Consider the following 23,495-nt stretch of genomic DNA (forward strand, 5'->3'; position numbering starts at 1 on the left):
TCCTTAATTGCAGGGCCGGAGGCGGTGTGGTCAAGGGCCTTAAAAAAAGGACAATCATGAACGTTACAATCACTTCCCCGTTCTGGAAGCGGCGTCGCGACCAGATCGTCGAATCCGTCATCCCCTACCAGTGGGGCGTGATGAACGACGAGATCGACACCACGGTGCCCGACGACCCAGCCGGCAACCAGCTGGCTGACAACAAGAGCCATGCGGTTGCCAACCTGAAGGTTGCCGCCGGCGAATTGGACGACGAGTTCCATGGCATGGTCTTCCAAGACTCCGACGTCTACAAGTGGCTTGAGGAAGCCGCCTACGCATTGGCATACCACCCGGATCCCGAGCTCAAGGCGCTGTGCGACCGCACGGTCGATCTCATCGCCCGCGCCCAGCAGTCGGACGGCTATTTGGACACCCCGTACCAGATCAAGTCCGGCGTATGGGCCGACCGCCCGCGCTTCAGCCTGATTCAGCAGAGCCACGAGATGTACGTGATGGGTCACTACATCGAGGCCGCCGTCGCCTACCATCAGGTGACCGGCAACGAGCAGGCCCTTGAAGTCGCCAAAAAGATGGCCGACTGCCTGGATGCCAACTTCGGCCCCGAAGAAGGCAAGATCCACGGCGCCGATGGTCATCCTGAGATCGAGCTCGCCCTCGCCAAGCTGTATGAAGAGACCGGTGAGAAGCGTTATCTGACGCTTTCCCAGTATCTCATCGACGTGCGCGGTCAGGATCCGCAGTTCTACGCCAAGCAGCTCAAGGCGATGAACGGCGACAACATCTTCCATGATCTCGGCTTCTACAAGCCCACCTACTTCCAGGCTGCCGAGCCCGTACGCGACCAGCAGACCGCGGACGGCCACGCCGTGCGCGTCGGTTACCTGTGCACCGGCGTGGCTCACGTGGGCCGACTACTCGGCGATCAGGGGCTGATCGACACCGCCAAGCGTTTCTGGAAGAACATCGTCACCCGTCGCATGTATGTCACCGGTGCGATCGGCTCCACCCATGTGGGCGAATCGTTCACCTACGATTACGACCTGCCGAACGACACGATGTACGGCGAGACCTGCGCTTCCGTGGCCATGAGCATGTTCGCCCAGCAGATGCTCGACCTCGAGCCCAAGGGCGAATACGCCGATGTGCTGGAGAAGGAACTGTTCAATGGTTCCATCGCCGGCATCTCGCTTGACGGCAAGCAGTACTACTACGTCAACGCACTGGAGACTACTCCCGACGGACTGGACAACCCGGATCGTCACCACGTGCTCTCCCACCGTGTCGACTGGTTCGGCTGCGCATGCTGCCCGGCCAACATCGCCCGACTCATCGCTTCAGTGGACCGTTACATCTACACCGAGCGCGACGGCGGCAAGACCGTGCTGAGCCACCAGTTCATCGCCAACAAGGCCGATTTTGCTTCCGGCCTTACGGTCGAACAGCGTTCGGACTTCCCGTGGGACAGTCACGTGGAATACACGGTGAGCCTGCCCGCCAGCGCTGCGGACAGCTCGGTCCGATTTGGACTGCGCATCCCCGGCTGGTCCTTGGGCTCCTACACGCTGACCGTGAACGGCAAGCCCGCAGTGGGTTCGCTGGAAGACGGCTTCGTATACCTTGTGGTCAACGCCGGCGATACGTTGGAGATTGCGCTCGAGCTCGACATGTCCGTCAAGTTCGTGCGCGCCAACTCCCGCGTGCGCTCCGACGCCGGCCAGGTGGCCGTTATGCGCGGTCCGCTGGTCTACTGCGCCGAACAGGTCGATAACCCCGGTGATCTGTGGAACTATCGCCTGGCCGATGGCGTCACCGGTGCGGATGCCGCTGTGGCTTTCCAGGCCGACTTGCTGGGTGGCGTCGATACCGTTGATTTGCCGGCAGTGCGCGAGCACGCCGACGAGGATGACGCGCCGCTGTACGTGGATGCCGACGAACCGCGTGCGGGCGAACCCGCGACGCTGCGCTTGGTGCCGTACTACTCGTGGGCCAACCGCGAGATAGGCGAGATGCGTGTCTTCCAGCGTCGATAAATATCGGCGATATGCCGGCCTGCGCGCAACTGGCCGGCAAAAAAATACTTATGCCGCCATCGTCTGCAATAAGTCGATGACGGCATAGGCCGGATGTCAGTATCGATTGGAGCCGAAAACACATCCGGGGAATGAGGTCTCCTGTGCGGGGTAATACCCGTGCAGGAGATTTTTTAATTATATGCTCCCGCTGTGAGAGCTGTCGGCGGAGTCGACTGAGGGTGGTCATAATCGGTACCGTGTAAGCCACCCTCAGTCTTGCTTTGCGAGCCAGCTCCCGCCAGCGGGAGCCTGTTGGTTCCTGATTCAGCGAGGCTGAATCGTTGCGCCGTAGGTACTGCGACACGGCGAAACACAGCAATGCCCTAATGCGAAAATAAATGCGAAAGCTGAGAAATTACCGGGTTTTTGTTGTATAAGATGGTTGATATCACTGAGGGAAAGTTGTGAAACCGTATTCGCTCGGTTATGATGTGGAATCAGCTTCGGTGAATTGCTCCAACCGGGATATCCATGGCGGATATCACACCAGATTTACTGAAGACACTCATTCCGGTGAACCCAATAACCAATAAAGGAAACTGATGGAGAACGGGCTCTGCGGCCCAGCATCCACAGAAGAAGTCCTGGTCGCATAGACGCGACGTAGCCTGAGCGAAGACGCGAAAGACCGGGGCGGAGAGGTCCAAGCAGGAATGCATCAATCAACACGAAAGCGGTGGCTTGCGTCAATCGGCGCGGTTGCAGCGGTCGCCACACTGGCCACCGGCGGTGCAGTCACCGCGCAGGCAGCCGATACGCCCGTCATCAAGAATGCGGATGTGGCATATCCGTCGTTCAAGGGATCTGATGATCCGATGAAGACGGCGGCGAACAACACCACATATAACCCTGCCGCCAGCTATCTGCAGGAGACATTCGATAACGACGTGAAGAACCTGGCCGGCACCGACACCGACCATGACTTCTGGATCGATAAGATTCTCACCCGTACTGGTGCACAGCCAACTGGTAAAGGCACGAACGACAAGGGTTCTTACTCGTATGAAGGCTCCGACGGCAACAACTACCTGTTCACCCGTGGTCGCGCCGCCTACATGTACACGCACACGCCTAATCGGCTCGGTTTTGTGGGTAACACCGCCTACTGGGATGAGACCAACAGGGATGGCTTTACCGTTACCGTAAACGCTGACGGTGCAAACCAGACCCTTAACGAAGACGCCTCCCAGCGCAAGCAGACACCGAGCTACTTCACCTCCCTGTTCCAGACCGGTGGCAAGAGCCTCAAGATCAAGGAAGTTAAGTACATCACCTACAACAACGTGATGGTTGCGAACCTCACCGTGGAAAGCACGCAGGACCGCGATGTCACACTGACCACGGCCTCGCCGTTCGCCGCCGAGGGTGCTGATGGTGCCACCGAACTTACTGGCCGCGTGAACGTCAAGAACAACCTGACGACCATCTATCCGCGCTTCTCCGCCAACAACCAGGACGGTTCCAACTGGATCGTCAGCGGTGGCAAACTCACCAGCACGTTGAGCCTCAAGGCCAACGAACCGCAGACCGTCAAGATTCAGCTCGGCCTGATCGCCAACGAACTGCCTGACTCCACCAAGGAATATGAGGCCCGTTACACCGGCGACTTTAAGGATGCTGCCGCCTCCTACAAGGATTCCGTGACCATCTACAACAAGTGGTGGGTCGATAACGCTCCCTATGTGGACACTCCGGAAGACAACATCGATAAGACCGTGGTCTACCGCTGGTGGCTGAGTCGTTTCAACATGCTCGACGCCAACATACCTGGCAACACCTTCCAGTACCCGACCTCCATCGAGGGTGTGCTCGGCTACAACAACCAGATCGTGCTCACCTCCGGCATGTTCATGATGGACACCAAGTGGTTCCGCAACCCCGAGTACTCCTACGGCACCTGGCTTTCCGCCGGCGATACCGCCAAGAAGAGCAAGGCGGGCTATTACTACTACCACGACAATCCGGGCGACCCGGCCAACTGGAACCATAGCTACACGCAGTACATCACGCGCGCCGGCTGGGACTCCTACAAGGTGCACGGCGGTCCGTCCACCGTGGCCGAGAAGCTGGCCGACCAGGGTGCCGAGGACGTGCAAGGTCTACTCGCTTCCAAGAGCGAGCCGGACAACAACGACAACCAGAACAACAATGACAACAGCTTGATTGACTGGTCCTGGTGGTCGATGACCGGTAACGATGCCGACGCCGTTTCCTTCTCTGAGCCGGGTCGCTCCGGCCAGCGCATGGATCGCGCCGATGGTTCCGCCAATATGTGGGCCAACGCTAACGCGGCTGCTCAGGCATACAAGGCTGCTGGCGATACCGCCAACGCCGAGAAGATGCAGGCCATCGCCGACAAGATCCAGAAAGAAGTCACCACTGAACTGTGGGACAAGTCCGACAACCTGCTCAAGCACAGGTGGCTGAACGACGGTGCTTTCGCCAAGTACAAGGAGATCAATAACTACTACCCGTACTCCGAAGGCCTGATGCCTACCGGCAACGAAGATTACAACAAGGCTCTGCGCCTGTTCGAGGATTCCAACGAGTTCCCGATCTTCCCGTTCTTCACCGCCAACCAAGCGGACAAGGCCGCGTTGAACTTCCCCGGTTCCAACAACTTCTCCATCATTAATGCGCAGCCGCTGCTGCAGGTCTACTCGGCCGGTATTCGCAACTACGATGCAGCCAAGAATGGCTACATCACCAATGAGCAGTTCAAGAAACTGCTGTACTGGGTGGCGTTCGCGCACTATCAGGGCGGCGATAACAACTACCTTGATCAAAACGAGTTCTGGAACGAGGATAACAACAACGTCGGCGATGTAAACGGTGACGGCGTGATCAACAACCTCGACAAGAACCTTGACGCCGCACAGAACGGCGGCAAGATCACCTACCGCTCCTGGATCCACCACACCCAGCTCGGCACCACGAACTGGACGATGGTCGAGGACGTAGCCGGTATGGTGCCGCGCGAGGACAACAAGATTGAGCTAAACCCGATCGAAATCCCCGGTTGGAACTACTTCACGGTAAACAACCTGCGCTACCACGATCAGGATGTCTCCATCGTATGGGACAAGGACGGCAGCCACTACGGTGGTCCTGCTGGCTACAGCCTGTACGTGGGCGGCAAGCTCGCCTTCACCTCCGACAAGCTGGCGCACCTCATCTATGACCCGGCTGCGGGAACGGTCGAGGTCAAGGACGATTCCAGTGCCCAGGTTACCGTCGGCGCCGAAGCCGTCAAGAACGTGAAGGCCGCCAATCAGGTTACCTTCAATGCCGATCAGCGCGTGACCGACCTGTTCGCCAAGTCCGGCACCAACGTCGACTCCGCCTCCAAGTCCACCACGAACGTGGCCAAGGACGCGGACGTGACCGGTACCACCTACGCCGAGAAGGACACCAACTACCCGGCCAAGAACGCGGTGGACGGCAAGACCGTGATGGAATCGTTCTGGGGTACCAAGGGCTCTGAGAACAAGACCGACACGCTCAATATCAAGTTCAAGGACGGCAAGCAGAAGATCGACGACATCCGCTTGTACTTCTACCAGAGCTCGTCCAGCCAGACCATCTCCGGCTATGCCGAGCCCGCCAACTACAAGTTGGAGTACCAGAAGGATGACGGCACATGGGCCCCGATTGCGGATCAGGTGCGCACCCCGAACTACGCGGGCGCGAACTACAACCGTATCCAGTTCACTCCGGTGGAGACCACGACCATCCGCGTCACCTTCACGCCGCAGGCCGGCATGGCCGTCGGTGTCAAGGAGATCGAAGCCTACAACACCGGTATCAAGGCTGACGGCACTTCCGAGAACCAGACTCCGCAGGTGGATGCTTACGTGTCTTCCAGCACCTCATCTGGTGCCAAGCTCGTCGGTACGGTGAAGGATGACGGTCTGCCCGCAGAAGGCGACGTCACCACCACATGGTCCCAGGTCTCCGGTCCGGAAGGCGGTACTGCGAAGTTCGTGGACGCCTCCGCTGCCAGCACCACCGTCACCTTCAACAAGGAGGGTGACTACGTCCTGAAGCTCACCGCTTCCGATGGCGAGAAGGAAGGCTCCAAGGAAATCACCGTTCACGGCATCCCCTCTGACGGTACCGTGAACGTAGCCCCGCAGTCGAGCGCCTCTGCCAGCTACACCAACGGCTACCAGCCGAAGGACAACGCCAAGAAGGTCATCGACGGTCAGGTGGTATACGCCAACACGCCGAACGAGACCTGGAACAACTGGGGCGACTCCACTGGTGTGGAGCCGTGGCTGCAACTGAAGTGGGCCGGCAAGGTGCCGCTGAAGAAGGCCAAGGTCTTCTTCTGGACCGATGGCGGTGGCGTGCCGATGGTCTCATCTTGGAAGCTCCAGTACGCTGACGCTGACGGTAACTGGCAGGATGTGAAACTGGCTGACGGCCAGTCCTACACGGTCAACCGGAACGAAGGCAACGAAGTGAAGTTCGCCGACGCCGTCGAAACCGACAAGCTGCGCGTGGTCTTCCCGAAGGGCGCCATCGTGGGTGCTTCCGAGTTCGAGGCGTACGCCATCGAGCCGGTGAGCGTGGACGAAGTCAACCGACTGGTGCAGACCGGTTCCAAGGCTGATGATCTGAAGCTGCCATCCACCGTGAGCGCCGTATACATCGACGGTTCTCGCCGTGACCTCGCCGTCACGTGGGGTAAGGTGACCGACGCTCAGCTGGCCGCCGATGCCGTATTCGATGTCAAGGGCACCGTCGCCGGTGCGCTGAACGGTACGGTTGCACACATCGCGGCTCGTTCCGATACCGCATCGCAGACCGTGGGTAATGCGCAGCCGGTTGAGCAGACCGTCTACCAGAACGCCAAGTCCATCGACCTGCCCGCCACGGTTCCGGTGAAGTTCCCGAACGGATACAACGACGACCGCAAGGTCACGTGGAAGGATGCCGACATCAAGGCCATCGACCTGACCAAGGTTGGTGACTACGAGGTGGCTGGTACCGTCGACGACGGTTCATCTTCCGCAGCTGCCAAGCTCACTGTCCACGTGGTTGCCGACCCGAACGGTTCCTCCACTCCGGAGCCTGAGCCTGAGCCGTTGGTCGGTTGGATTGAAGGCAAGGCGACCAGGACCACCATTTCGCCTGATTCCGAGGCGACCTGGTCACCGGCCGAAGGCAAGCTCAACGACGGCGTAGTCGTCGATGATACTTGGCCGACCACGGATGATCAGAACGTCAACGACAAGGTCTGGGGTTCTTGGGGCAAGGCAAAGGACGGCATGTACGCCCAGTACGACTTCGGTCAGTCCGTGACCATTGACCAGAGCCGCGCCCAGTTCTGGGCCAACTTCGCTGAGACTGACGATTCGAAGGGTGGTCTGGAAGTCCCGGACGCTTGGAAGATTCAGTACCTCGCCGAGGATGGTTCTTGGAAGGACGTCGAGCCCACCGAGGATTACACCGTCGTGCGTAATTCGCCGGCTTCTCGTGCGGATACCGATGCCAAGGGTTGGAGCGCTGTGACCTTCAAGCCGGTCACCACCAAGTCGCTGCGACTCGTGCTCACTCCGTACACCGGCAGCAGCACCTTCGGGGCCGCCGTGGCCGAGTGGGGCGTGCATGGTATTGACGGCACCGAGCCTGAACCTACCCCGGTCGACAAGACCGCGCTCGAGTCGGCTCTTGACACAGCCAACGGCCTCGATGCAAGCCGCTACACCGCCGCTTCATGGGCTGAGTTCCAGCAAATCATTGACGCTGCCCAGGCTGTGTACGACGATGCCAACGCCACCGCAGAACAGGTCGCCGAGCAGGTGACCAAGCTCGAGGACGGCCAGAAGGCACTCGTTGCGCTCGCCACCGACGTGGAGAAGTCCACGTTGCAGGCGGCCATCGATGCGGCCAAAGCCGAGGCCGCTTCCGGCAAGTACACGGATAAGAGTGTCGAGGCCTTGAACAAGGCCATCGAGGCTGCGGAAGGTGTGCTCAAGGTCGGTGAGGTCGGTGAGGTCACTCAGGCCGCCGTCCAGGAAGCGTCCGCTTCGCTGAACAAGGCCGTCAAGGCCTTGGAAGAGAAGCCCGCCGCCGAAACGGTGAAGAAGGAGTCCCTCGAGGCTTCCATCGAGCAGGCCAAGAAGGCTGACAAGTCGAAGTACACCGAGGAGGCATGGCAGGCTCTGCAGAGCCAGATTGCCGCCGCTCAGAAGGTGTACGACGACAAGGATGCCAAGCAGGCCGATGTCGATGCCGCACAGGATGCCCTTGACAAGGCATTTTGGGCCACCAAGGTTGAGCAGAAGCCCGGCTCCCAGCAGCCTGGTGTGACCGACACTGATAAGGATGATAAGGACAACAAGGGTGATCGTGTGCCTCCGACTGGTGCCGCGGTTTCCGTAGTTGCTGCGGCTGCCGTGCTGCTCACCGCCGCAGGCGTGACCATCCTGAAGCGTCGCCAGTCCGGCGACCACGGTTCGGCTCGCCACTCGGCCTGACCCGCAACGGAGTCATTCTGCCGAGTGAGCCCCCTCACAGAGGGGGCTCTAGCCTTTTCCTTCTACCCATCATTACTCTTTTCACTCACTCAATGAGGAGCACTATGAGTTTCCATGTATCCGCGCAATCGGTTCGCGCGGTGGCCGGTGGACTCGTCGCCGCAGCGACATTGCTGTCAGGCCTTGCCCTTGCGCCGACCGCAATGGCCGCCGATTCAGCCACCGCTGACAACGCGCCCAGCGTTGCCGGTCACGCGTATAACGAACTGCCGTATAACAATCCTGATGTCACCGTCACCCAAATCGACAATAGCGCACTGCCCAGCTACATGCGCAACCCCATCGGGCAGAACGAGGGTATTGACACCCCGAACGATCTTTCGCAGAACTACTACTCTGCAGATGCATCCGCGCTGAGCTATGACGGCAAACTCTTCGTCTTCACCGGTCACGATGAGGCTTCGCCCGACTACGGCTCCTTCAACATGAAGGACTGGGGCGTATACGTCACCGATGAAGACGGCCTGAATCAAGGCAAATGGACACATTACAAGACCATCGCCAAGGCAGACCTGTTCAGCTGGGCCACCGGCGATGGCGCGTACGCCGGCCAAGTCGTAGCCGACGATAACGGCACCCCGAGCGACACTTCCGATGATTGGTTCTACTACTACGTGCCGGTGAAGGACAAGGCTTCTGAGGCGGCTGGACAGGACCCGTTCGCCATCGGCGTGGCCAAGTCGAAGAGTCCGCTCGGCCCGTGGAAGGATGCCATCGGCAAGCCGCTGCTCACCACATCGCAAACCCAGATTGAAACCATCGATCCGGCATTCTTTGTGGACGAGGATGGCACCGGATATTTGCACTTTGGTACGTTCGGCACTCAGCTCGCCATCAAGATGAAGAAGGACGCCACAACCGGCCGCACCTCATACACCGAGGTGGAAACCAAGGCTGATGGCACCACGCCGAACCTCCACACCATGAAGGACGCGGACAGCAACGCGAACGGCCCGAAGGGATTCTTCGAGGCGGCGTGGGTGTTCCGTAAGGGCGATACCTATTACAACGTGTACGACGGCGGTAAGCCGGGCTCAGGTACAGCCACCTGCGTGGAATCGAACTATCAAGCTTGCATCCAGTACTCCACTTCCGACAGCCCGCTCGGCCCATGGAAGTACCAAGGCGTAATCGTGCCTTCTGGCTCGGCCACCACGATGCACCCCTCGGTGCTCCAGTTCGGCGACAAATGGTATGTGACCTATCACACCGGCGACAAGGAAGGCGGCACCGATTTCCGCCGTGCCGTGTGCATTGATGAAGTCGATTGGACCGCCGACGGCCAGATGGTTTCCACCGCCCATCCAACCAAGGCCGAGAAAACGCAGCCCTCCACCAACGTGGCTCCGTACGCAAAGGTGAGCGCCACGTTCACTGAAACGCCTGCTTGGAAGGGTTCGGTGAACGACGGCCGTGTGTTGCAAACCGCTGTGGTCCCGCCGAATCACTGGACCAACTACCGTTCTATCCCGCAATCGCAGTCCGGCGATTCTCTGGTCTACCAATGGGATGGCACTGTGCGCGTCAACTCGTCTAAGGTTTGGTTCGACGTGGATTCCAACGCTCTGCGCGCGCCCGCCTCGTGGAAGATTCAGTACTTGGACGCGGACGGCACATGGAAGGATGTCACCAACCCGAGTGCCTATACAACGACCACAGGCAAGGCCAACCCCAACGCCGTCACCTTCGATGCGGTGACCACTACTGCCTTAAAGCTCGACATGACCGGTCAAGCTGTGGATGGCGGCTATGCCTCCGTGGCCGTTGCTGAATGGGAAGTCGGCTCCGACTCCAGCGAATCGCCGGCAATCACTGCGCCGAAGAGCGTGACCACCGCCACCGGTACTGCGCCTACTCTGCCGGCCACAGTGGATGTGAAGTACGGGAACCCAACCGTTGCCTCCCCAGTAATTTGGCGTCCAGTTGATGCTTCCTCGTATGCCAAGGTCGGTTCGTTTACGGCCTACGGCGTGGTCGCCGGCGTGCCCGGTGAGGCAAGCGAGCAGGGCAATGTGTCGGTAAATGTCACCGTGCAGGACGGCTACCAGCCTGCCGCTGATACCACGAAGCCGACTGTAACCGTTGCCGTTACTGCTAACGCAGGCAATAGCGAGTGGCTCACCACCGCTCCGTTCGCCACCGTGCAGGCCACGGACGACACCGCACCTATCGCCAAGCTGGAGATTTCCGCTGATCAAGGCAAGAGCTGGACCACCATCGCCGCGAATGCAAACGCGGCCATTGCCACGCTTTCCCAGCAGGGCGATGTCGAAGTGTGGGCTCGCGCCACCGATCAGGCCGGCAACGTTTCCGACGTGGCCAAGGCCGGCGGCAAGGTGGACTCCGCCGCGCCAACCGTGACCGCCGCCGCCGATAAGGAGGAGCGCACGCTGACCTTGACCGCTGATGACGGCACCGGTTCCGGTGTCGCATCAATTGAATACCGCATTGGCACAGACGGTCAATGGGCCACGTACAGCAAGCCGATTGCTGCACCGAGCGCGTCGCGCGCCACCGTGTACTACCGCGCCACCGATAAGGCCGGCAACGTGTCCGCTTCGGCGAAAACCGACATTCCATCCGACACTTCCGTGCCGCTGACCGGCTACATTGAGGGCGATGCCACCGCCACCGATGTGGACGGCAAGGCATCCGGCTGGGTCAAGGGTGCCGCCGCGTTGAACGACGGCAAGATCATTCCCGATATCACCATTGCCAACGAGGATGTCTGGGGCACTTGGCCCAACACCGGTGAGATGCGCCTCGACTACGAGTGGGACCGTGAAGTGACTATCGACTCTAGCCGCGTGCAATTCACCTCGGATGATGGCGGATTGGGTATTCCGGCATCGTGGGAATTGCAGTACTGGGACGCCTTGGCGAACAACGGTGCCGGCAACTTCGTGGATATTCCCGACGCCACCTACACTGTGACCGCCAATTCACCGTCTGCTGGCTGGGCCACCGGCGATGCCAAGGGGTGGTCTGATGGCACGTGGAACACTCCGGTCAAGACTACCAAGTTGCGTATGGTTATCACGTCCGGCTCGGCTTCTCCGGCTGTTGCCGAATGGCAGGTTCATGCCATTGACGACAGTACGCCTGAGCCGCCTGAGCCCACACCGATCGACAAGACCGAGCTCAAGCAGGCGCTCGCTGACTCGCCTAAGGCTGACGATGCCTCCAAGTACACCGAGACTTCATGGGCGGAGTACGCGGCGGTATTGGATTCGGCGCAGCAGGTGTATAAGGCTGAGGATGCCACCGAAGCTGCGGTGGTGGATGCCGCAACCCAGCTGAAGCAGGCAGCGAAGAAGCTGGTGCTTGTAGCTACGGTGCAAGATCGTGCCGCGCTGAGCGCTCAGCTCGATGCCGCTGCTGCCGTGGATCGCACAAAGTGGACTGATGAATCGCTGGCCGTGCTTGATTCGGCAGTCGCTACGGCGAATGCGCTGACGAGTGATGGTCAGGCCGCCCAGTCTGACGTACAGGCTGCGACTGAGGCAATCAGCGATGCCATCGCGGGTCTGGTTGAGAAGAGCACCACGAAGCCTGGCCAGGGTGGCGATAAGCCCGGTTCCGGCACGGACAAGCCCAACCAAGGCAACGATTCCAACCAGAACAAGGGTGATGCAGACTCCGGCAAGCACAAGAAGATACCTGACACCGGTGCAGCCGTGCTTGGTGTTGGCATCCTCGCCGTGGTACTTGCTGTTGCGGGTGTAATCATCCTCAAGCGCCGCAAGTCCGGTACCTGCTAGTCCCACTCGCTCGGCCTAGCATCACCAAGCCCCCGCGCATGAACAGCGGGGGCTTCACTTTTGTTCAATAACAAGCATTATGTGCGCGTATGAGACTACGATGGTGGGGAATCTACGAACAGGGGCAGCAATGACGGCATACATGGACCATAAGGATCTCGCCAACGAAGTTATCGATCAGGCGCGCGCACAAGAGATTACTGATGGTGTGCATCGCGTGCTTGACCGGATTGCCTCAGCGGAGTCCGCAGCCGGGCGTGCTGCCGGTTCGGTCCAATTGCTGGCTGCCACCAAGACGCGCGATGTCGGCGAGATTCTGGCGGCTATCGATGCTGGTATTCGCGTGATTGGTGAGAATCGTCCACAGGAGATTACTGTCAAGGCTGACGGTCTGGCAAAACGACTGGGGGAGCGTGGTTATTCGCTAGGCGTGATTGATGCCGCTGAGGCTGACACGGCCAATGCCGCAGCTGCAACGCATATTCCTTTCCATCTCATCGGCCAATTGCAAGCCAATAAAATCGGCAAGGTGCTGCCGGTAGTGGACACCATCGAATCCGTGGATTCCATCGAACTGGCGGAAAAGATCGCCCGCCGTGCCACCATGCGCGGCATCACGGTCGGCGTGTTGCTGGAGGTGAACGAATCCGGCGAGGAATCGAAGTCCGGCTGTGCACCCAGCCACGCCATCGACTTGGCCCAGCGCATCGGTGCGATGGGCGGACTGCGCTTGCAGGGATTGATGACCATTGGCGCCCATGTGGATGATGAGCGCACGATTCGTGCGGGCTTCGCGCATCTGCGCCGCACGCGCGACCAGATTATTGCCTCCGGTGCCGAAGGCACGGCCGACTGCACCGAACTGTCCATGGGCATGACCCACGACATGACCTACGCCATCGAAGAAGGCTCCACCATCGTGCGCGTCGGCACCGCCATCTTCGGCGAGCGCGCCTTCATCTGATTGGAGCTATACGAAAAAACGCCGCTTGATCAATAGCCAAGCGGCGTTTTTTCGTAAGGATTTTCGGCGTATCAATCACGCATAGATATTGCGCGGACGCATGTCCTCGGGCAGGCCGTCGAGCAGAATCGCCACGGAACCTTCCTCGAACACGGAGCGAATACCCGCGGCCAGCAGCGGTGCGCAAGACAGTACGGTCATATTCGGCAGGCGCTTCTCTTCGGGAATCGGCACGGTGTCCATAAACACGATTTCATGCGCGCCGCAGTGAGACAGGCGCTCCACGGCCGGGCCGGAGAGCAGGCCATGGGTGGCGACCAGCGTCACCGACTTGGCGCCGGATTCGTTCAGGGTGCGCACGGCTTCGCAGATAGTACCGGCGGTATCGACCATGTCGTCGATGACCACGCAGTCGCGGCCGTCGACATCGCCGATAATGCCATGTGCCTCGGCATGGTTCGGACGAGTAATATCACGCTGTTTGTGGATGAATGCCAGCGGCAGATTGCCTAGCTTGGCGGCCCACTGTTCGGACACCTTGATACGGCCGGCATCCGGGGACACGATGGTGGTGTTGCCCAGATCAAGGGTGGAACGCACGTAATCGAGCAGCACCGGCATGGCGGTTAGATGATCGACCGGACCATCGAAGAAACCCTGCTCCTGAGCGGCGTGCAGATCGACCGTCATAATGCGGTCTGCACCGGCGGCGTGGAACAGATCGAAAATCAGACGGGCGGTGATGGGCTCACGACCGCGGTGCTTCTTATCCTGGCGCGAGTAGCCGAGGAAGGGCGCCACCACGGTAATCGACTTGGCGGAGGCGCGCTTCAAAGCGTCGATCATGATGAGCTGTTCCATGATCCACTTGTTGATATCGCCCGAATGACACTGCAGCACGAACACGTCCGCACCACGCACCGGTTCGGTGAAACGCACGTACATCTCGCCATTGGCAAAGTCATAGGACGTGGTTTCGAGGATTTCGGTTCCCAAACATTCGGCCACCTTCTCAGCTAGCTCGGGGTAGGCGCGGCCCGTGACCAATACGAGTCGTTTATCCGGAGTGCCTTCAAGAATCGCCGACATGCGTTCGCATCCTTTGTTTGAGTCGCTGTGTGATTTACGCCTTAACCAGTGTACAAGCACCCCGCCGCAGCGAACGCCACGGCGGGGTGCTTATTTCGTAAGAGTGTTGAGATTGCCGAAATCACTCGGAGAACTCGACACTGACCTTATTGTCTTTGATGGTGAAGTTGCCGTTGACCTCCTTGCCTTCAAGCGTGTACGTCAGCTGGGCGCTCACGGTGCCATCGGCATTATTGGAGGTCTGCGAGATGCGCGCGTTGGTGATGCGCGTGTTCTCGCCCGAGGATGCCTTGCTGGTCAGCAGTGCGCGCTGGTTCGTATTCACGTGAGGATCGGCGATGGTGTTGGCCTTGTCGTAGTTGCCGGAGGAGATGGCGGCCACATAGCTGTTCGCAACGCTCTTCGCGCTGAACACGGCGGAAGACAGCACGCCATACACGATACCGAACAGCACGAGGAAGCCGGCCACGGCACCAACGATGATGAAGATTTTCTTCTGTTGCTCATTCATGGTGGTGGAGGTCGCGCCAGGTGCGGCTACCGGTGCCGCTCCGGGAGTGATGGGAGCCGCGGGCTGCGTGGGCTTGGCCAAAACGGTGGGCATCGCGAAACCGGCAAGAATATGGGCATACCCTGTCCCGCCTCATATATAGACTGTCCAAGTTGCCCGAAGAGGCGGTGCCGGTTTGGTGCTGCGTCATGGGCTAACACGCATACACACTCCTGCCACGGAACGTCCGTGGCCGAATAGTCCGAAGGAGGTGGGTGATGTCTGCGCACAAGTACGAACTGATGTTCATCGCCGATCCTGAGCTGGATGAGCGCGGTCTGAAGAAGCTGACCGAGCAGTATCTGGAACTCGTCACCAAGGAAGGCGGCTCTTTCGATGAGCCCGATTACTGGGGCCGTCGCAAGCTCGCCTATGAGATTGCCGGTAAGACCGAAGGCAACTACGTCGTGGTGAAGTACACCGCCGAGCCCGCTACCAGCGATGAGCTTGACCGTGTTCTGAACCTCAACGAATCCGTGATCCGTACGAAGATTCTTCGTAAGGGCTGAATCAAGCGTTTAGTCAGCTGAACAGCTGGTATTCAAGGTAAGTAAGAAGGACCGTTATGGCAGGTGAAACCGTCATCACCATCGTGGGCAACCTCACTGCGGACCCCGAGCTGCGCACTATTGGCAGCGGTGCGACCGTGGCGAGCTTCACGATTGCTTCCACCCCGCGAACCTGGAATCGTCAGACCAACCAGTTCGAGGATGGTCAGGCGCTGTTCATGAGGTGCTCCGCTTGGCGTGATCTGGCCGACCACTGCGCCCAGTCCCTGAAGAAGGGCATGCGCGTGATTGCCACCGGTCGCCTCCAGCAGCGTTCCTATCAGGCACAGGATGGTTCCCAGCGAACCGTCGTGGAGATGCAGCTCGATGAGATCGGGCCCTCCCTGCGCTACGCCACCGCACAGGTGACTCGCCAGTCGTCCGGTCAGGGCGGCTTCCAGGGTCGTTCCGGTGGTTTCCAGGGTGGTCAGCAGTCCAATCAGGGCTATGGCAACCAGGGTGGCCAAGGTGGTTATGCCGGTGGCCAGGGCGGTTACAACGGTGGCTATCAGGGTGGTGGCGCTGGATACTCCCAGCAGTCTGCCGCTCCCGCCAACCCGTCCGCTCCTGCGGTCGACCCGTGGAGTAATGCCGGTGCATCTGATGCCGGTAGCTTCTCCACGTTCGGCGCTTCCTCCGATTTCGGCGGCGACGATTCCGACCCGGAGTTCTGATCAGTACTTGCCTCCCCGCTGCCAGCAGCAATCAATATCAAGATTTATAAGGAGAACATCATGTCACGTAAGAGGCCGCAACCGCCGGTCAAGCCGTTCAAGAAGAAGCCGAACCCGCTGAAGGCCGCCAAGGTCACCGAGATCGATTACAAGGACGTTGCGCTGCTGCGTAAGTTCATTTCCGATCGCGGCAAGATCCGTTCCCGTCGTATCACCGGCGTGACCGTGCAGGAGCAGCGTGAGCTGTCCAAGGCGATCAAGAACGCCCGCGAGATGGCCCTGCTGCCGTACGCCACCTCGGGTCGCTGAGTTAGGGAGGCTTTGAACAATGGCTGAAACCAAGGTTATTCTCACCAAGACCGTGTCCAACCTGGGCCATTCCGGTGACGTTGTCGACGTGAAGTCCGGCTACGCCCGCAACTACCTGTTCCCGCAGGGCCTCGCTTTCGCGTGGACCAAGGGCGCTGAGGCTCAGATCGTCGCTATGAAGCGCGCTCGTCTGGCCAAGGCCGTCGCTACCCGCGAGGACGCCGTCGCCGCTAAGGCCGCCATCGAGGGCACTACCGTCGAGATCGCCGCCAAGGTGTCCGAGTCCGGCAAGCTGTTCGGTGGTATCTCCAACGAGGCCATCGCCGTCGCTCTGTCCGACAAGGCTGCGGTGAACCCGAAGGCCATCGAGGTCGAGACCATCAAGACCACCGGCGATTTCCCCGCCAAGGTGGCCCTCCACCCGGAGATCACCGCTTCCTTCTTCGTGAAGGTCGTGGCCGAGTGAGTCATTCCGGCCTAGTGCTGGAATCACACAGACCAAGAGTCTGAGCTTAAGCATCATCCCCCGTGCGGTTTGCGCCGCATGGGGGATTTTTGTATTAGCAAAAACGCCGGAAATAGGCGCGACACGCCGAGAGTTGCATTCGCTTCAAATCTGAGTATATTTATCACCTGTTGCAAGGAATACTTCAACATCTAACCAAGCCCCTGTAGCTCAGTTGGTTAGAGCAGCTGACTCTTAATCAGCGTGTCCAGGGTTCGAATCCCTGCGGGGGCACAGACAACCGGAATCGAAAGATTCCGGTTTTTTGTTTTTTCCAGTATCAGTCCGTAGCTGGTGCGGAAAGGCCGTCTTCGCGCGTGACGGCCGGACGTGTAAGGAGCAACGTCATGCCTCAGATATTCACGTTCACCGTATCCGACCCCGAAGGCATGCACGCCCGCCCGGCTGGCCGGTTGGTTGCCAAAGCGCAGGAATATGAATCGAGCATCACCGTTGCCTACGGTGGAAAATCCGTGGATGCCAAGCGTATCTTCGGTGTTATGGGACTTGATGTTCAACAAGGTGACGAGGTTACGGTTCGGGTGCAGGGCAACGATGAAGCTGTCGCTGCTGCAGAGTTCGAGCGATTCCTCAAGGAGCACCTGTAATGAGAACGATACAGGGCGTCAGCGTATCCGCTGGCATTGCTATCGGCACGGTCCGCGTGCTCGCCGCCGTAGATTATGCCGTAGAACGCCGCTTAATCGACGACCCGCAGGCCGAGATGGATCGATTCCGCGCGGCCCGTGACACGGCCGTCGCTCAGCTCAAGCAACTGCGTGACAACGTCGCCGCTGAGTTCGGCGAAAACAAGGCCGAACTGTTCGACGCCCATCGGCTTATGCTCCAGGACCCGGACTATGCGGAATGCGTCGAAGGTTTGATTGCGCAAGACAAGGTGAACGCCGAATTCGCGGTGAAGAGCGCCGCCGAACAGTTCGCCGCCATGTTCGCTGCGATGGATAGCTCGACCATGCAGGCTCGAGCCGCTGATGTCAAGGATGTTTCTCGCCGCGTGATGAACGTGCTGCAAGGCAAACGCGATAGCACGGCGCAGGATGGCAGTGTACAAGGCGATGCTGTGCAGAACGGTATTGTGCAGAACGGGATCGCGCAGAACGGCGAAAGCCACATCATCTTCGCCGAAGATCTTGCTCCCAGCGATACCGCGCAGCTCGACCGCGCTAAGGTTTTGGGCCTCGTGACCGCCAAGGGCTCAGCGAACTCGCACACCGCGATTCTGGCGCGCACGATGGGCCTGCCCGCCATCACAGGTATCGGCGACGCCTTTGACCCGGCCGATGATGGTCACGTTGCCGTAATCGACGGCACCAGCGGTGCGGTATTCGTCGACCCGGACGAGGCCACGCTGACCGAATACCGGCGCAGGAAGGCCGAGGCTGAGGAGCACCTAAGCCTCCTGCGGAAGCTCAAGGGCAAGCCCACCGAAACCAAGTCCGGTCAGCGGGTCCACCTGTACGCCAACATCAGCCGTCCCTCTGACGCAGCCGCCGTGCTGGCCAACGATGCTGAGGGCATCGGCTTGTTCCGCAGTGAGTTCCTGTATCTGGAACGCGAGGACTGGCCGACCGAGGAATTTCAGTTCGATGCATACGGACAAGTCGCACAGGAGATGGGCGACCGTCCGGTCATCATCCGTACGCTCGACATCGGCGCGGACAAACAGGTCGACTACTTCAATCTGAGCCACGAGGATAATCCCGCGCTTGGTTACCGGGCAATCCGCATCTGCCTGACCCGCCCGGAGATTTTCAAAGTCCAGTTACGCGCATTATTGCGCGCCTCAGCATACGGCAACATCGCCATTATGCTGCCCATGATCACCTCTGTGCAGGAGGTACGCGACGCCAAGCGGATTCTTGAAGAAGCCAAAAGCGAGCTGCGCGGCGAGCGCATCGACTTCAACGAGAGTATCCAGATCGGCGTTATGATTGAGACGCCTGCGTCGGTCATTATGGCCGACGAGCTGGCCGCCGAAGTCGATTTCTTCTCCATCGGCACCAACGACCTGACCCAGTACACGCTGGCCTGTGACCGTCAGAACCCGAGTCTCGAACGCTTTGCCGACCCGCATTCACCAGCTGTGCTGCGCATGATCCAGATGACTATCGAGGCTGCCCATCGTCATGGCATCTGGTGCGGCATCTGCGGCGAGCTTGGCGCAGACTTGAGCCTGACCGATACGTTCCTGCGCCTAGGAATCGACGAACTGTCCGTCTCGCCCACCAGCGTCCTGCCCCTGCGCAACGTCATTCGCAACCACTGAGATTCAAGGTCGCTTCGGCTGATTCCGATGGCTTTTTGGGCATTGCATTCGGCTGGACATTCGACATCGCATCTTGCCGGCATTTCGTCGTGGGGCAAAGTGTACAATCACCACGTTTGCTTTCGCGCCCAGCGTAAATCGCGTCGCCGGCTCCGCGAACGGATTTCCAGTCACACAGAATGCCGTGAACAGTCAGCCATGCCTGTTGCGCGGCGAAGAGAAAAGAAGAAGCAGTGGATTATCCTCTCTTTACCAAGCTGGCCGCCGAGTTCTTCGGCACCGCCATTCTGATGATCTTCGGCAACGGCTCCGTGGCCAACGTTGAGCTCAAGAACACCAAGGGCCACCACGCCGGCTGGCTGAACATCGCCATGGGCTACGGCTTCGGCGTCATGTTCCCGGTGCTCATGTTCGGTAGCGTCTCCGGCGCGCACATCAACCCGGCCATGACCATCGCCCAGGCCGTCAACGGCCTGTTCCCGTGGAGCGACGTGCTGCCGTACATCGTTGCCCAGCTGCTCGGCGCCCTGCTCGGCCAGCTCATCGTCTACATCACTTACTACCCGCACTACAAGGAGACCGAGGACGCCGAGGCGATTCTGGGCACCTTCTGCACCACTGACGCGGACAACCAGAAGGTCAACTACTTCCTCAACGAGATGTTCGGCACCCTGGTGCTCGTCTTCGGCGCCCTGTGCTGCCTGTCCCTGGCTTGGGGCAAGCAGGATTACGCCGCCGCCTCCATCGTCGTCGGCTTCATTGTGTGGGGCCTCGTGACCTCCATGGGTGGCCCGACCGGCCCTGGCCTGAACCCGGCCCGCGACCTCATGCCGCGTCTGCTGCACGCCATCCTGCCGATCCCGCACAAGGGCTCCTCCCGCTGGGGCGAGGCCTGGATCCCGGTTGTGGCCCCGATTGTCGGCGCCATTATCGGCGCTTGGCTGTTCGTGTTCTTCTTCGCCAGCTGATTCGTTGATTGATTCATATATGCAAATGGCCTCCGCTCGTTTTGGGCGGAGGCCATTGTCGTTGAATCAGGTAAACGCAGAGACTACTGCTCCAGGAACACCTGCGGGGCCTTCATGAAGTTCGTGGCACAGTGTTCGCCGCAGAAGTAATAGGACTTGCCCTCATACTCGCGCGTGATCGCATCGGCGTTCACAGCCACGGTCATGCCGCACACCGGGTCGGTGGCGGTTTCGCCGTCCGCGGGGGCGGTGTGGTGCATGTGCATTCCCGTATCCATAGTGTTCTCCTTGTTGGTTGGATTATTGGATTGGTCAGATACGTGATTGGTTTGATTCAGCGTGGTGCGATCGTCGATGATGACGGTCGGCTCGTGAGGCGCGTTGGATGTGGCGGAGCCGGTGATGTTGGCGGCGTTGGCGGATTCGGCCGATCCGGCTGATTCGACATCCGCCGTGCTGCTGCCCGAACCGGCGGGACCATCGGCAGCACCCACGTTGATGTTCGCTCCATGCAGCCGGTTCGCGTTCAGCACCAGGCACACTGAGCTCAACGCCATCGCCAGACCCGCGATCATCGGGCTCAACAGCCAGCCGGTGAACGGGTAGAGTACGCCGGCGGCCACCGGAATGCCGATGACGTTGTAGCCGAACGCCCACCCCAGATTCTCGCGGATGTTGCGCATCGTGGCATTGGACAGGTTGATGGTCTTGATGACGCCGCGCAAGTCGCCGCTCATCAAGGTCACGTCCGCCGACTGCATCGCCACGTCCGTGCCGGTGCCGATGGCGATGCCGAGATCCGCCTGAGCCAGCGCGGGGGCGTCGTTGATGCCGTCGCCCACCATCGCAATCAGAGTGCGGGATTGTGCGGCCGTGCGGGAGGTGCCGTACGCGGACTTGGCGGCGGCCTCGTCGCGTTCGCGCTGCAGTTTGGCGATCCAGTAGGCCTTGCCGTCCGGCTTGACCTCGCAGATCACCGTATCGATGCCGACTTCGCGGGCGATGCGCCCGGCTACCTCGGCCTTGTCGCCCGACAGCATCACCGTGCGGATGCCGCGTGCGCGCAACGCCGCGACGGCCTCACGCGAGCCTTCCTTGACTGTGTCCTGCTCGTAGCTCGGCTTGTCCCAGTCGGCGGCCGCGTCCACCACGCCGCGCGTGATGGTGCCGGTCTTGTCGAACACCACGGTGCCGATGCGACGCGCCTGTTCCAGCGCCTTGGCACTGGTGACCAGCACGCCGTTGGTGGCGCCCAAGCCCAGCGAGACCGTCACCGACAGCGGCGTGGCCAGTCCCAGCGCGCACGGGCAGGCGATGATCAGCACACTGACCGCAGTGACCAGCGCGTGCGCCAGTTGCGGCGCCGGGCCCAGTGACACCCAGATGGCGAACGTCCAGATGGCGATGATCATCACCGCCGGTACGAAATACCGGGCGATCTTATCGGCCAGTTGCTGCACCGGCGCCTTGGTCGCCTGGGCGCGGGCCACCATCGCCGCGATCTGCGAGAGTACCGTGTCCGCGCCGACTTGGGTGGCGCGCATCACGCAGTCGCCCTTGAGCAGCACGGTGGCCCCGGTCACCGGGTCGCCTGCGGTTTTGGAGACCGGCTTGGATTCGCCGGTGATCATCGATTCGTCGATACGCGCCTCGCCGGCCACGATCACGCCGTCCGTGGGCACGCGCTCGCCGTTCTTGACGATCAGCAGGTCGCCGGTGACGATGGCGTCGATGTCGGTGTCCGTGAAATGCGCCGGATTACGCCATTCGATGCCGTCCACATTGTCTGCGGAAGTGGCGTTGAGCTTGTGCGCGGTGCGCGGGCGCAGTCTGATAAGCGACTGCACCGCCTTGCCGGTGCCTTCGCGGGCCTTGGCCTCCAGCAGGCGGCCGACCAGCACCAGGGTGATGACCACGCCGACCGATTCGAAATACGGCTCGCGCGAGCCCTCCGGGAACACCCACGGGGCGATGCAGGTCACCAGCGAATACAGGTAGGCGGCCGAAGTGCCCAGCGAGACCAGCGAGTTCATGTCGGGGGAGCGGTGCGCCAGCGCGGGGAAGCCGACCGTGTGGATCGGACGCCCGCAGTAGAACATCACCGGCGTGATGAGAATGGCCTGCAGCCACGGGTTCACCATCCAATGCGGCACCAGCGCGGGATTGGCCATATGCAGCATGGTGACGGCGAATACCGGCAACGTCAGTACCGCGCCCACAATCACCAGCTTCGTCAGCGCCTTGATCTCATTGGCGCGTTCAGCCGCCTCTCGCCGCTCGGCCTCCGCCGCATCCACAACCGGAGCTCCAACCCGCAAGTCTGAGGGAGAGACCCCCTCGGCTTCGGCCGAGCCGTCAGCACGCGGGCGAAGCCCGTCCTTATCCGCACCGTCCTTACTCTCCTCTCCCTCAACCCTCAACAACCCATGCACCATATTCATGCCGCATGCAAACGGATATTCGCCCGCCGGCAACGCCGGTAGTTCCACGTCGGTGGTGGCGTTGCCCGGCAGCATGGCGTCAAGCCCCAGATCCGCGAACACCACATGCGAAGTGCATTCGCCGGTCTCCTGTCGATCGAAAGTCAGCGTGATCGGCGTACCCGTGCGCATGCTGATCACGGCGGGGGAGTACCCGCCCTTGACGGTGATTGTTGCGGATTGGCGTTCGCCGGAGGCGTCCATGGCCCCGGCCGTGGCTTTCTGCGTTCCGAAGAAGAACCGCAGTACCAGCCATGTCAATGCGGCCGCCGCTATCAGCGCCGTGGCGGCCGAGAAGATGCTGAGCTCCATAACCGTTCCTTCCCCTTGTTTGTTGTACTGAACAACAGTGTATACCCTATACCCCTAGAGGGTATATAATGGGGTGTGTTCAGCTGACGGATAAGTATCAGGGGGTTTGCGATGCATGGTTATGACGAAGACAAGGCCAAGGTCATCGCACGATTGCGCCGTATCGAAGGACAGGTGCGTGCCATCACGCAGATGGTGGAGGATGACAAATACTGCATCGATATCCTGACGCAGATTTCGGCGTCGAATTCGGCGCTGAAATCCGTGGCGTTATTGCTGCTGGACGATCATCTCAACCATTGCGTGCGGCAGGCGTCGATTCAGGGCGGCGAGGTGGCCGATGAAAAACTTGCGGAGGCTTCCGCGGCCATTGCGCGTCTCGTCAAATCGTGACGAGTTTTACCGTCATTCACCATCGATGACATACT

The 23,495-nt window shown here is 60.2% G+C and carries 15 protein-coding genes and 1 tRNA gene; 13 read left to right on the forward strand and 3 right to left on the reverse strand.

The window, feature by feature from the left end; translation table 11 throughout:
* Positions 1 to 56 precede the first annotated feature (56 nt).
* The 4 genes from hypBA1 to AB5287_RS08505 all read left to right on the forward strand — a co-directional run bounded on the left by hypBA1 (position 57) and on the right by AB5287_RS08505 (position 13,345).
* Positions 57 to 2,033 carry a beta-L-arabinofuranosidase gene (gene hypBA1 / locus AB5287_RS08490; protein ID WP_011068480.1) on the forward strand — a complete coding sequence of 659 codons (1,977 nt, stop codon included), beginning with the start codon at positions 57 to 59 and terminating at the stop codon, positions 2,031 to 2,033.
* 695 nt (positions 2,034 to 2,728) lie between these two features.
* A complete protein-coding gene (gene hypBA2, locus AB5287_RS08495; protein WP_368221054.1) occupies positions 2,729 to 8,560 on the forward strand; it encodes a beta-L-arabinobiosidase HypBA2 in 5,832 nt (1,943 codons plus the stop codon).
* A gap of 104 nt (positions 8,561 to 8,664) precedes the next feature.
* Positions 8,665 to 12,381 (forward strand): family 43 glycosylhydrolase, encoded by a 3,717-nt coding sequence (locus AB5287_RS08500; protein WP_007056298.1) that lies wholly within the window; start codon positions 8,665 to 8,667, stop codon positions 12,379 to 12,381.
* Between the two features lie 130 nt (positions 12,382 to 12,511).
* Entirely contained in the window at positions 12,512 to 13,345 is an 834-nt protein-coding gene (locus AB5287_RS08505; protein ID WP_013582354.1) for a YggS family pyridoxal phosphate-dependent enzyme, read from the forward strand.
* 75 nt (positions 13,346 to 13,420) lie between these two features.
* Here the strand turns inward: AB5287_RS08505 and AB5287_RS08510 are convergent, their stop codons facing one another.
* Together AB5287_RS08510 and AB5287_RS08515 are read right to left on the reverse strand one after the other, a co-directional pair.
* The gene (locus AB5287_RS08510; RefSeq protein WP_007056506.1) at positions 13,421 to 14,434 is read right to left on the reverse strand and encodes a ribose-phosphate diphosphokinase; all 1,014 of its coding nucleotides are present in this window, start codon (positions 14,432 to 14,434) and stop codon (positions 13,421 to 13,423) included.
* A 121-nt stretch (positions 14,435 to 14,555) separates the two neighbouring features.
* Positions 14,556 to 15,038 (reverse strand): hypothetical protein, encoded by a 483-nt coding sequence (locus AB5287_RS08515; protein WP_007056485.1) that lies wholly within the window; start codon positions 15,036 to 15,038, stop codon positions 14,556 to 14,558.
* 164 nt (positions 15,039 to 15,202) lie between these two features.
* On the opposite strand from AB5287_RS08515, the gene rpsF reads away from it, so the two are divergent.
* The 8 genes from rpsF to AB5287_RS08555 all read left to right on the forward strand — a co-directional run bounded on the left by rpsF (position 15,203) and on the right by AB5287_RS08555 (position 20,275).
* Positions 15,203 to 15,493: a 30S ribosomal protein S6 gene (gene rpsF / locus AB5287_RS08520; RefSeq protein ID WP_003828111.1), complete on the forward strand. Its 291-nt coding sequence runs from the start codon at positions 15,203 to 15,205 to the stop codon at positions 15,491 to 15,493.
* A gap of 56 nt (positions 15,494 to 15,549) precedes the next feature.
* Positions 15,550 to 16,206 carry a single-stranded DNA-binding protein gene (locus AB5287_RS08525; RefSeq protein ID WP_007051546.1) on the forward strand — a complete coding sequence of 219 codons (657 nt, stop codon included), beginning with the start codon at positions 15,550 to 15,552 and terminating at the stop codon, positions 16,204 to 16,206.
* A gap of 60 nt (positions 16,207 to 16,266) precedes the next feature.
* Positions 16,267 to 16,515, forward strand: a complete 249-nt coding sequence (rpsR, locus tag AB5287_RS08530; protein WP_007051545.1) for a 30S ribosomal protein S18 — start codon at positions 16,267 to 16,269, stop codon at positions 16,513 to 16,515.
* A gap of 19 nt (positions 16,516 to 16,534) precedes the next feature.
* Entirely contained in the window at positions 16,535 to 16,981 is a 447-nt protein-coding gene (rplI, locus tag AB5287_RS08535) for a 50S ribosomal protein L9 (RefSeq protein ID WP_007051544.1), read from the forward strand.
* Between the two features lie 199 nt (positions 16,982 to 17,180).
* Positions 17,181 to 17,254 (forward strand) — tRNA-Lys (locus tag AB5287_RS08540).
* Positions 17,255 to 17,367: 113 nt separating this feature from the next.
* Complete coding sequence (locus AB5287_RS08545; protein WP_007051543.1) at positions 17,368 to 17,628, forward strand: HPr family phosphocarrier protein; 261 nt, start codon at positions 17,368 to 17,370, stop codon at positions 17,626 to 17,628.
* Positions 17,628 to 19,307, forward strand: a complete 1,680-nt coding sequence (gene ptsP / locus AB5287_RS08550; protein WP_007051542.1) for a phosphoenolpyruvate--protein phosphotransferase — start codon at positions 17,628 to 17,630, stop codon at positions 19,305 to 19,307. Before AB5287_RS08545 ends, ptsP begins: the two co-directional genes overlap by 1 nt.
* Positions 19,308 to 19,540: 233 nt before the next feature.
* Complete coding sequence (locus tag AB5287_RS08555; protein WP_007051540.1) at positions 19,541 to 20,275, forward strand: MIP/aquaporin family protein; 735 nt, start codon at positions 19,541 to 19,543, stop codon at positions 20,273 to 20,275.
* Positions 20,276 to 20,358: 83 nt separating this feature from the next.
* Here AB5287_RS08555 and AB5287_RS08560 read toward each other — a convergent pair whose 3' ends face one another.
* Positions 20,359 to 23,067, reverse strand: coding sequence for an HAD-IC family P-type ATPase (locus AB5287_RS08560; RefSeq protein WP_007051539.1), 2,709 nt, complete (start codon positions 23,065 to 23,067; stop codon positions 20,359 to 20,361).
* 111 nt (positions 23,068 to 23,178) lie between these two features.
* On the opposite strand from AB5287_RS08560, the gene AB5287_RS08565 reads away from it, so the two are divergent.
* The gene (locus AB5287_RS08565) at positions 23,179 to 23,460 is read left to right on the forward strand and encodes a metal-sensitive transcriptional regulator (protein ID WP_007051538.1); all 282 of its coding nucleotides are present in this window, start codon (positions 23,179 to 23,181) and stop codon (positions 23,458 to 23,460) included.
* Positions 23,461 to 23,495: the final 35 nt, after the last annotated feature.

It is taken from the genome of Bifidobacterium sp. RTP21102st3_E2_RTP21102_210122, assembly GCF_040916945.1.
In the GTDB taxonomy this organism is placed as follows: Bacteria; Actinomycetota; Actinomycetes; order Actinomycetales; family Bifidobacteriaceae; genus Bifidobacterium; species Bifidobacterium longum.

Coding starts and splice junctions, on each gene's coding strand:
- ptsP (WP_007051542.1), top strand. CDS start 17,628: ATGAGAACGATACAGGGCGTCAGCGTATCCGCTGGCATTGCTATCGGC.
- AB5287_RS08545 (WP_007051543.1), top strand. CDS start 17,368: ATGCCTCAGATATTCACGTTCACCGTATCCGACCCCGAAGGCATGCAC.
- rplI (WP_007051544.1), top strand. CDS start 16,535: ATGGCTGAAACCAAGGTTATTCTCACCAAGACCGTGTCCAACCTGGGC.
- AB5287_RS08500 (WP_007056298.1), top strand. CDS start 8,665: ATGAGTTTCCATGTATCCGCGCAATCGGTTCGCGCGGTGGCCGGTGGA.
- AB5287_RS08510 (WP_007056506.1), bottom strand. CDS start 14,434: ATGTCGGCGATTCTTGAAGGCACTCCGGATAAACGACTCGTATTGGTC.
- AB5287_RS08515 (WP_007056485.1), bottom strand. CDS start 15,038: ATGCCCACCGTTTTGGCCAAGCCCACGCAGCCCGCGGCTCCCATCACT.
- AB5287_RS08505 (WP_013582354.1), top strand. CDS start 12,512: ATGACGGCATACATGGACCATAAGGATCTCGCCAACGAAGTTATCGAT.
- hypBA2 (WP_368221054.1), top strand. CDS start 2,729: ATGCATCAATCAACACGAAAGCGGTGGCTTGCGTCAATCGGCGCGGTT.
- AB5287_RS08525 (WP_007051546.1), top strand. CDS start 15,550: ATGGCAGGTGAAACCGTCATCACCATCGTGGGCAACCTCACTGCGGAC.
- hypBA1 (WP_011068480.1), top strand. CDS start 57: ATGAACGTTACAATCACTTCCCCGTTCTGGAAGCGGCGTCGCGACCAG.
- AB5287_RS08565 (WP_007051538.1), top strand. CDS start 23,179: ATGCATGGTTATGACGAAGACAAGGCCAAGGTCATCGCACGATTGCGC.
- rpsF (WP_003828111.1), top strand. CDS start 15,203: ATGTCTGCGCACAAGTACGAACTGATGTTCATCGCCGATCCTGAGCTG.
- AB5287_RS08560 (WP_007051539.1), bottom strand. CDS start 23,067: ATGGAGCTCAGCATCTTCTCGGCCGCCACGGCGCTGATAGCGGCGGCC.
- rpsR (WP_007051545.1), top strand. CDS start 16,267: ATGTCACGTAAGAGGCCGCAACCGCCGGTCAAGCCGTTCAAGAAGAAG.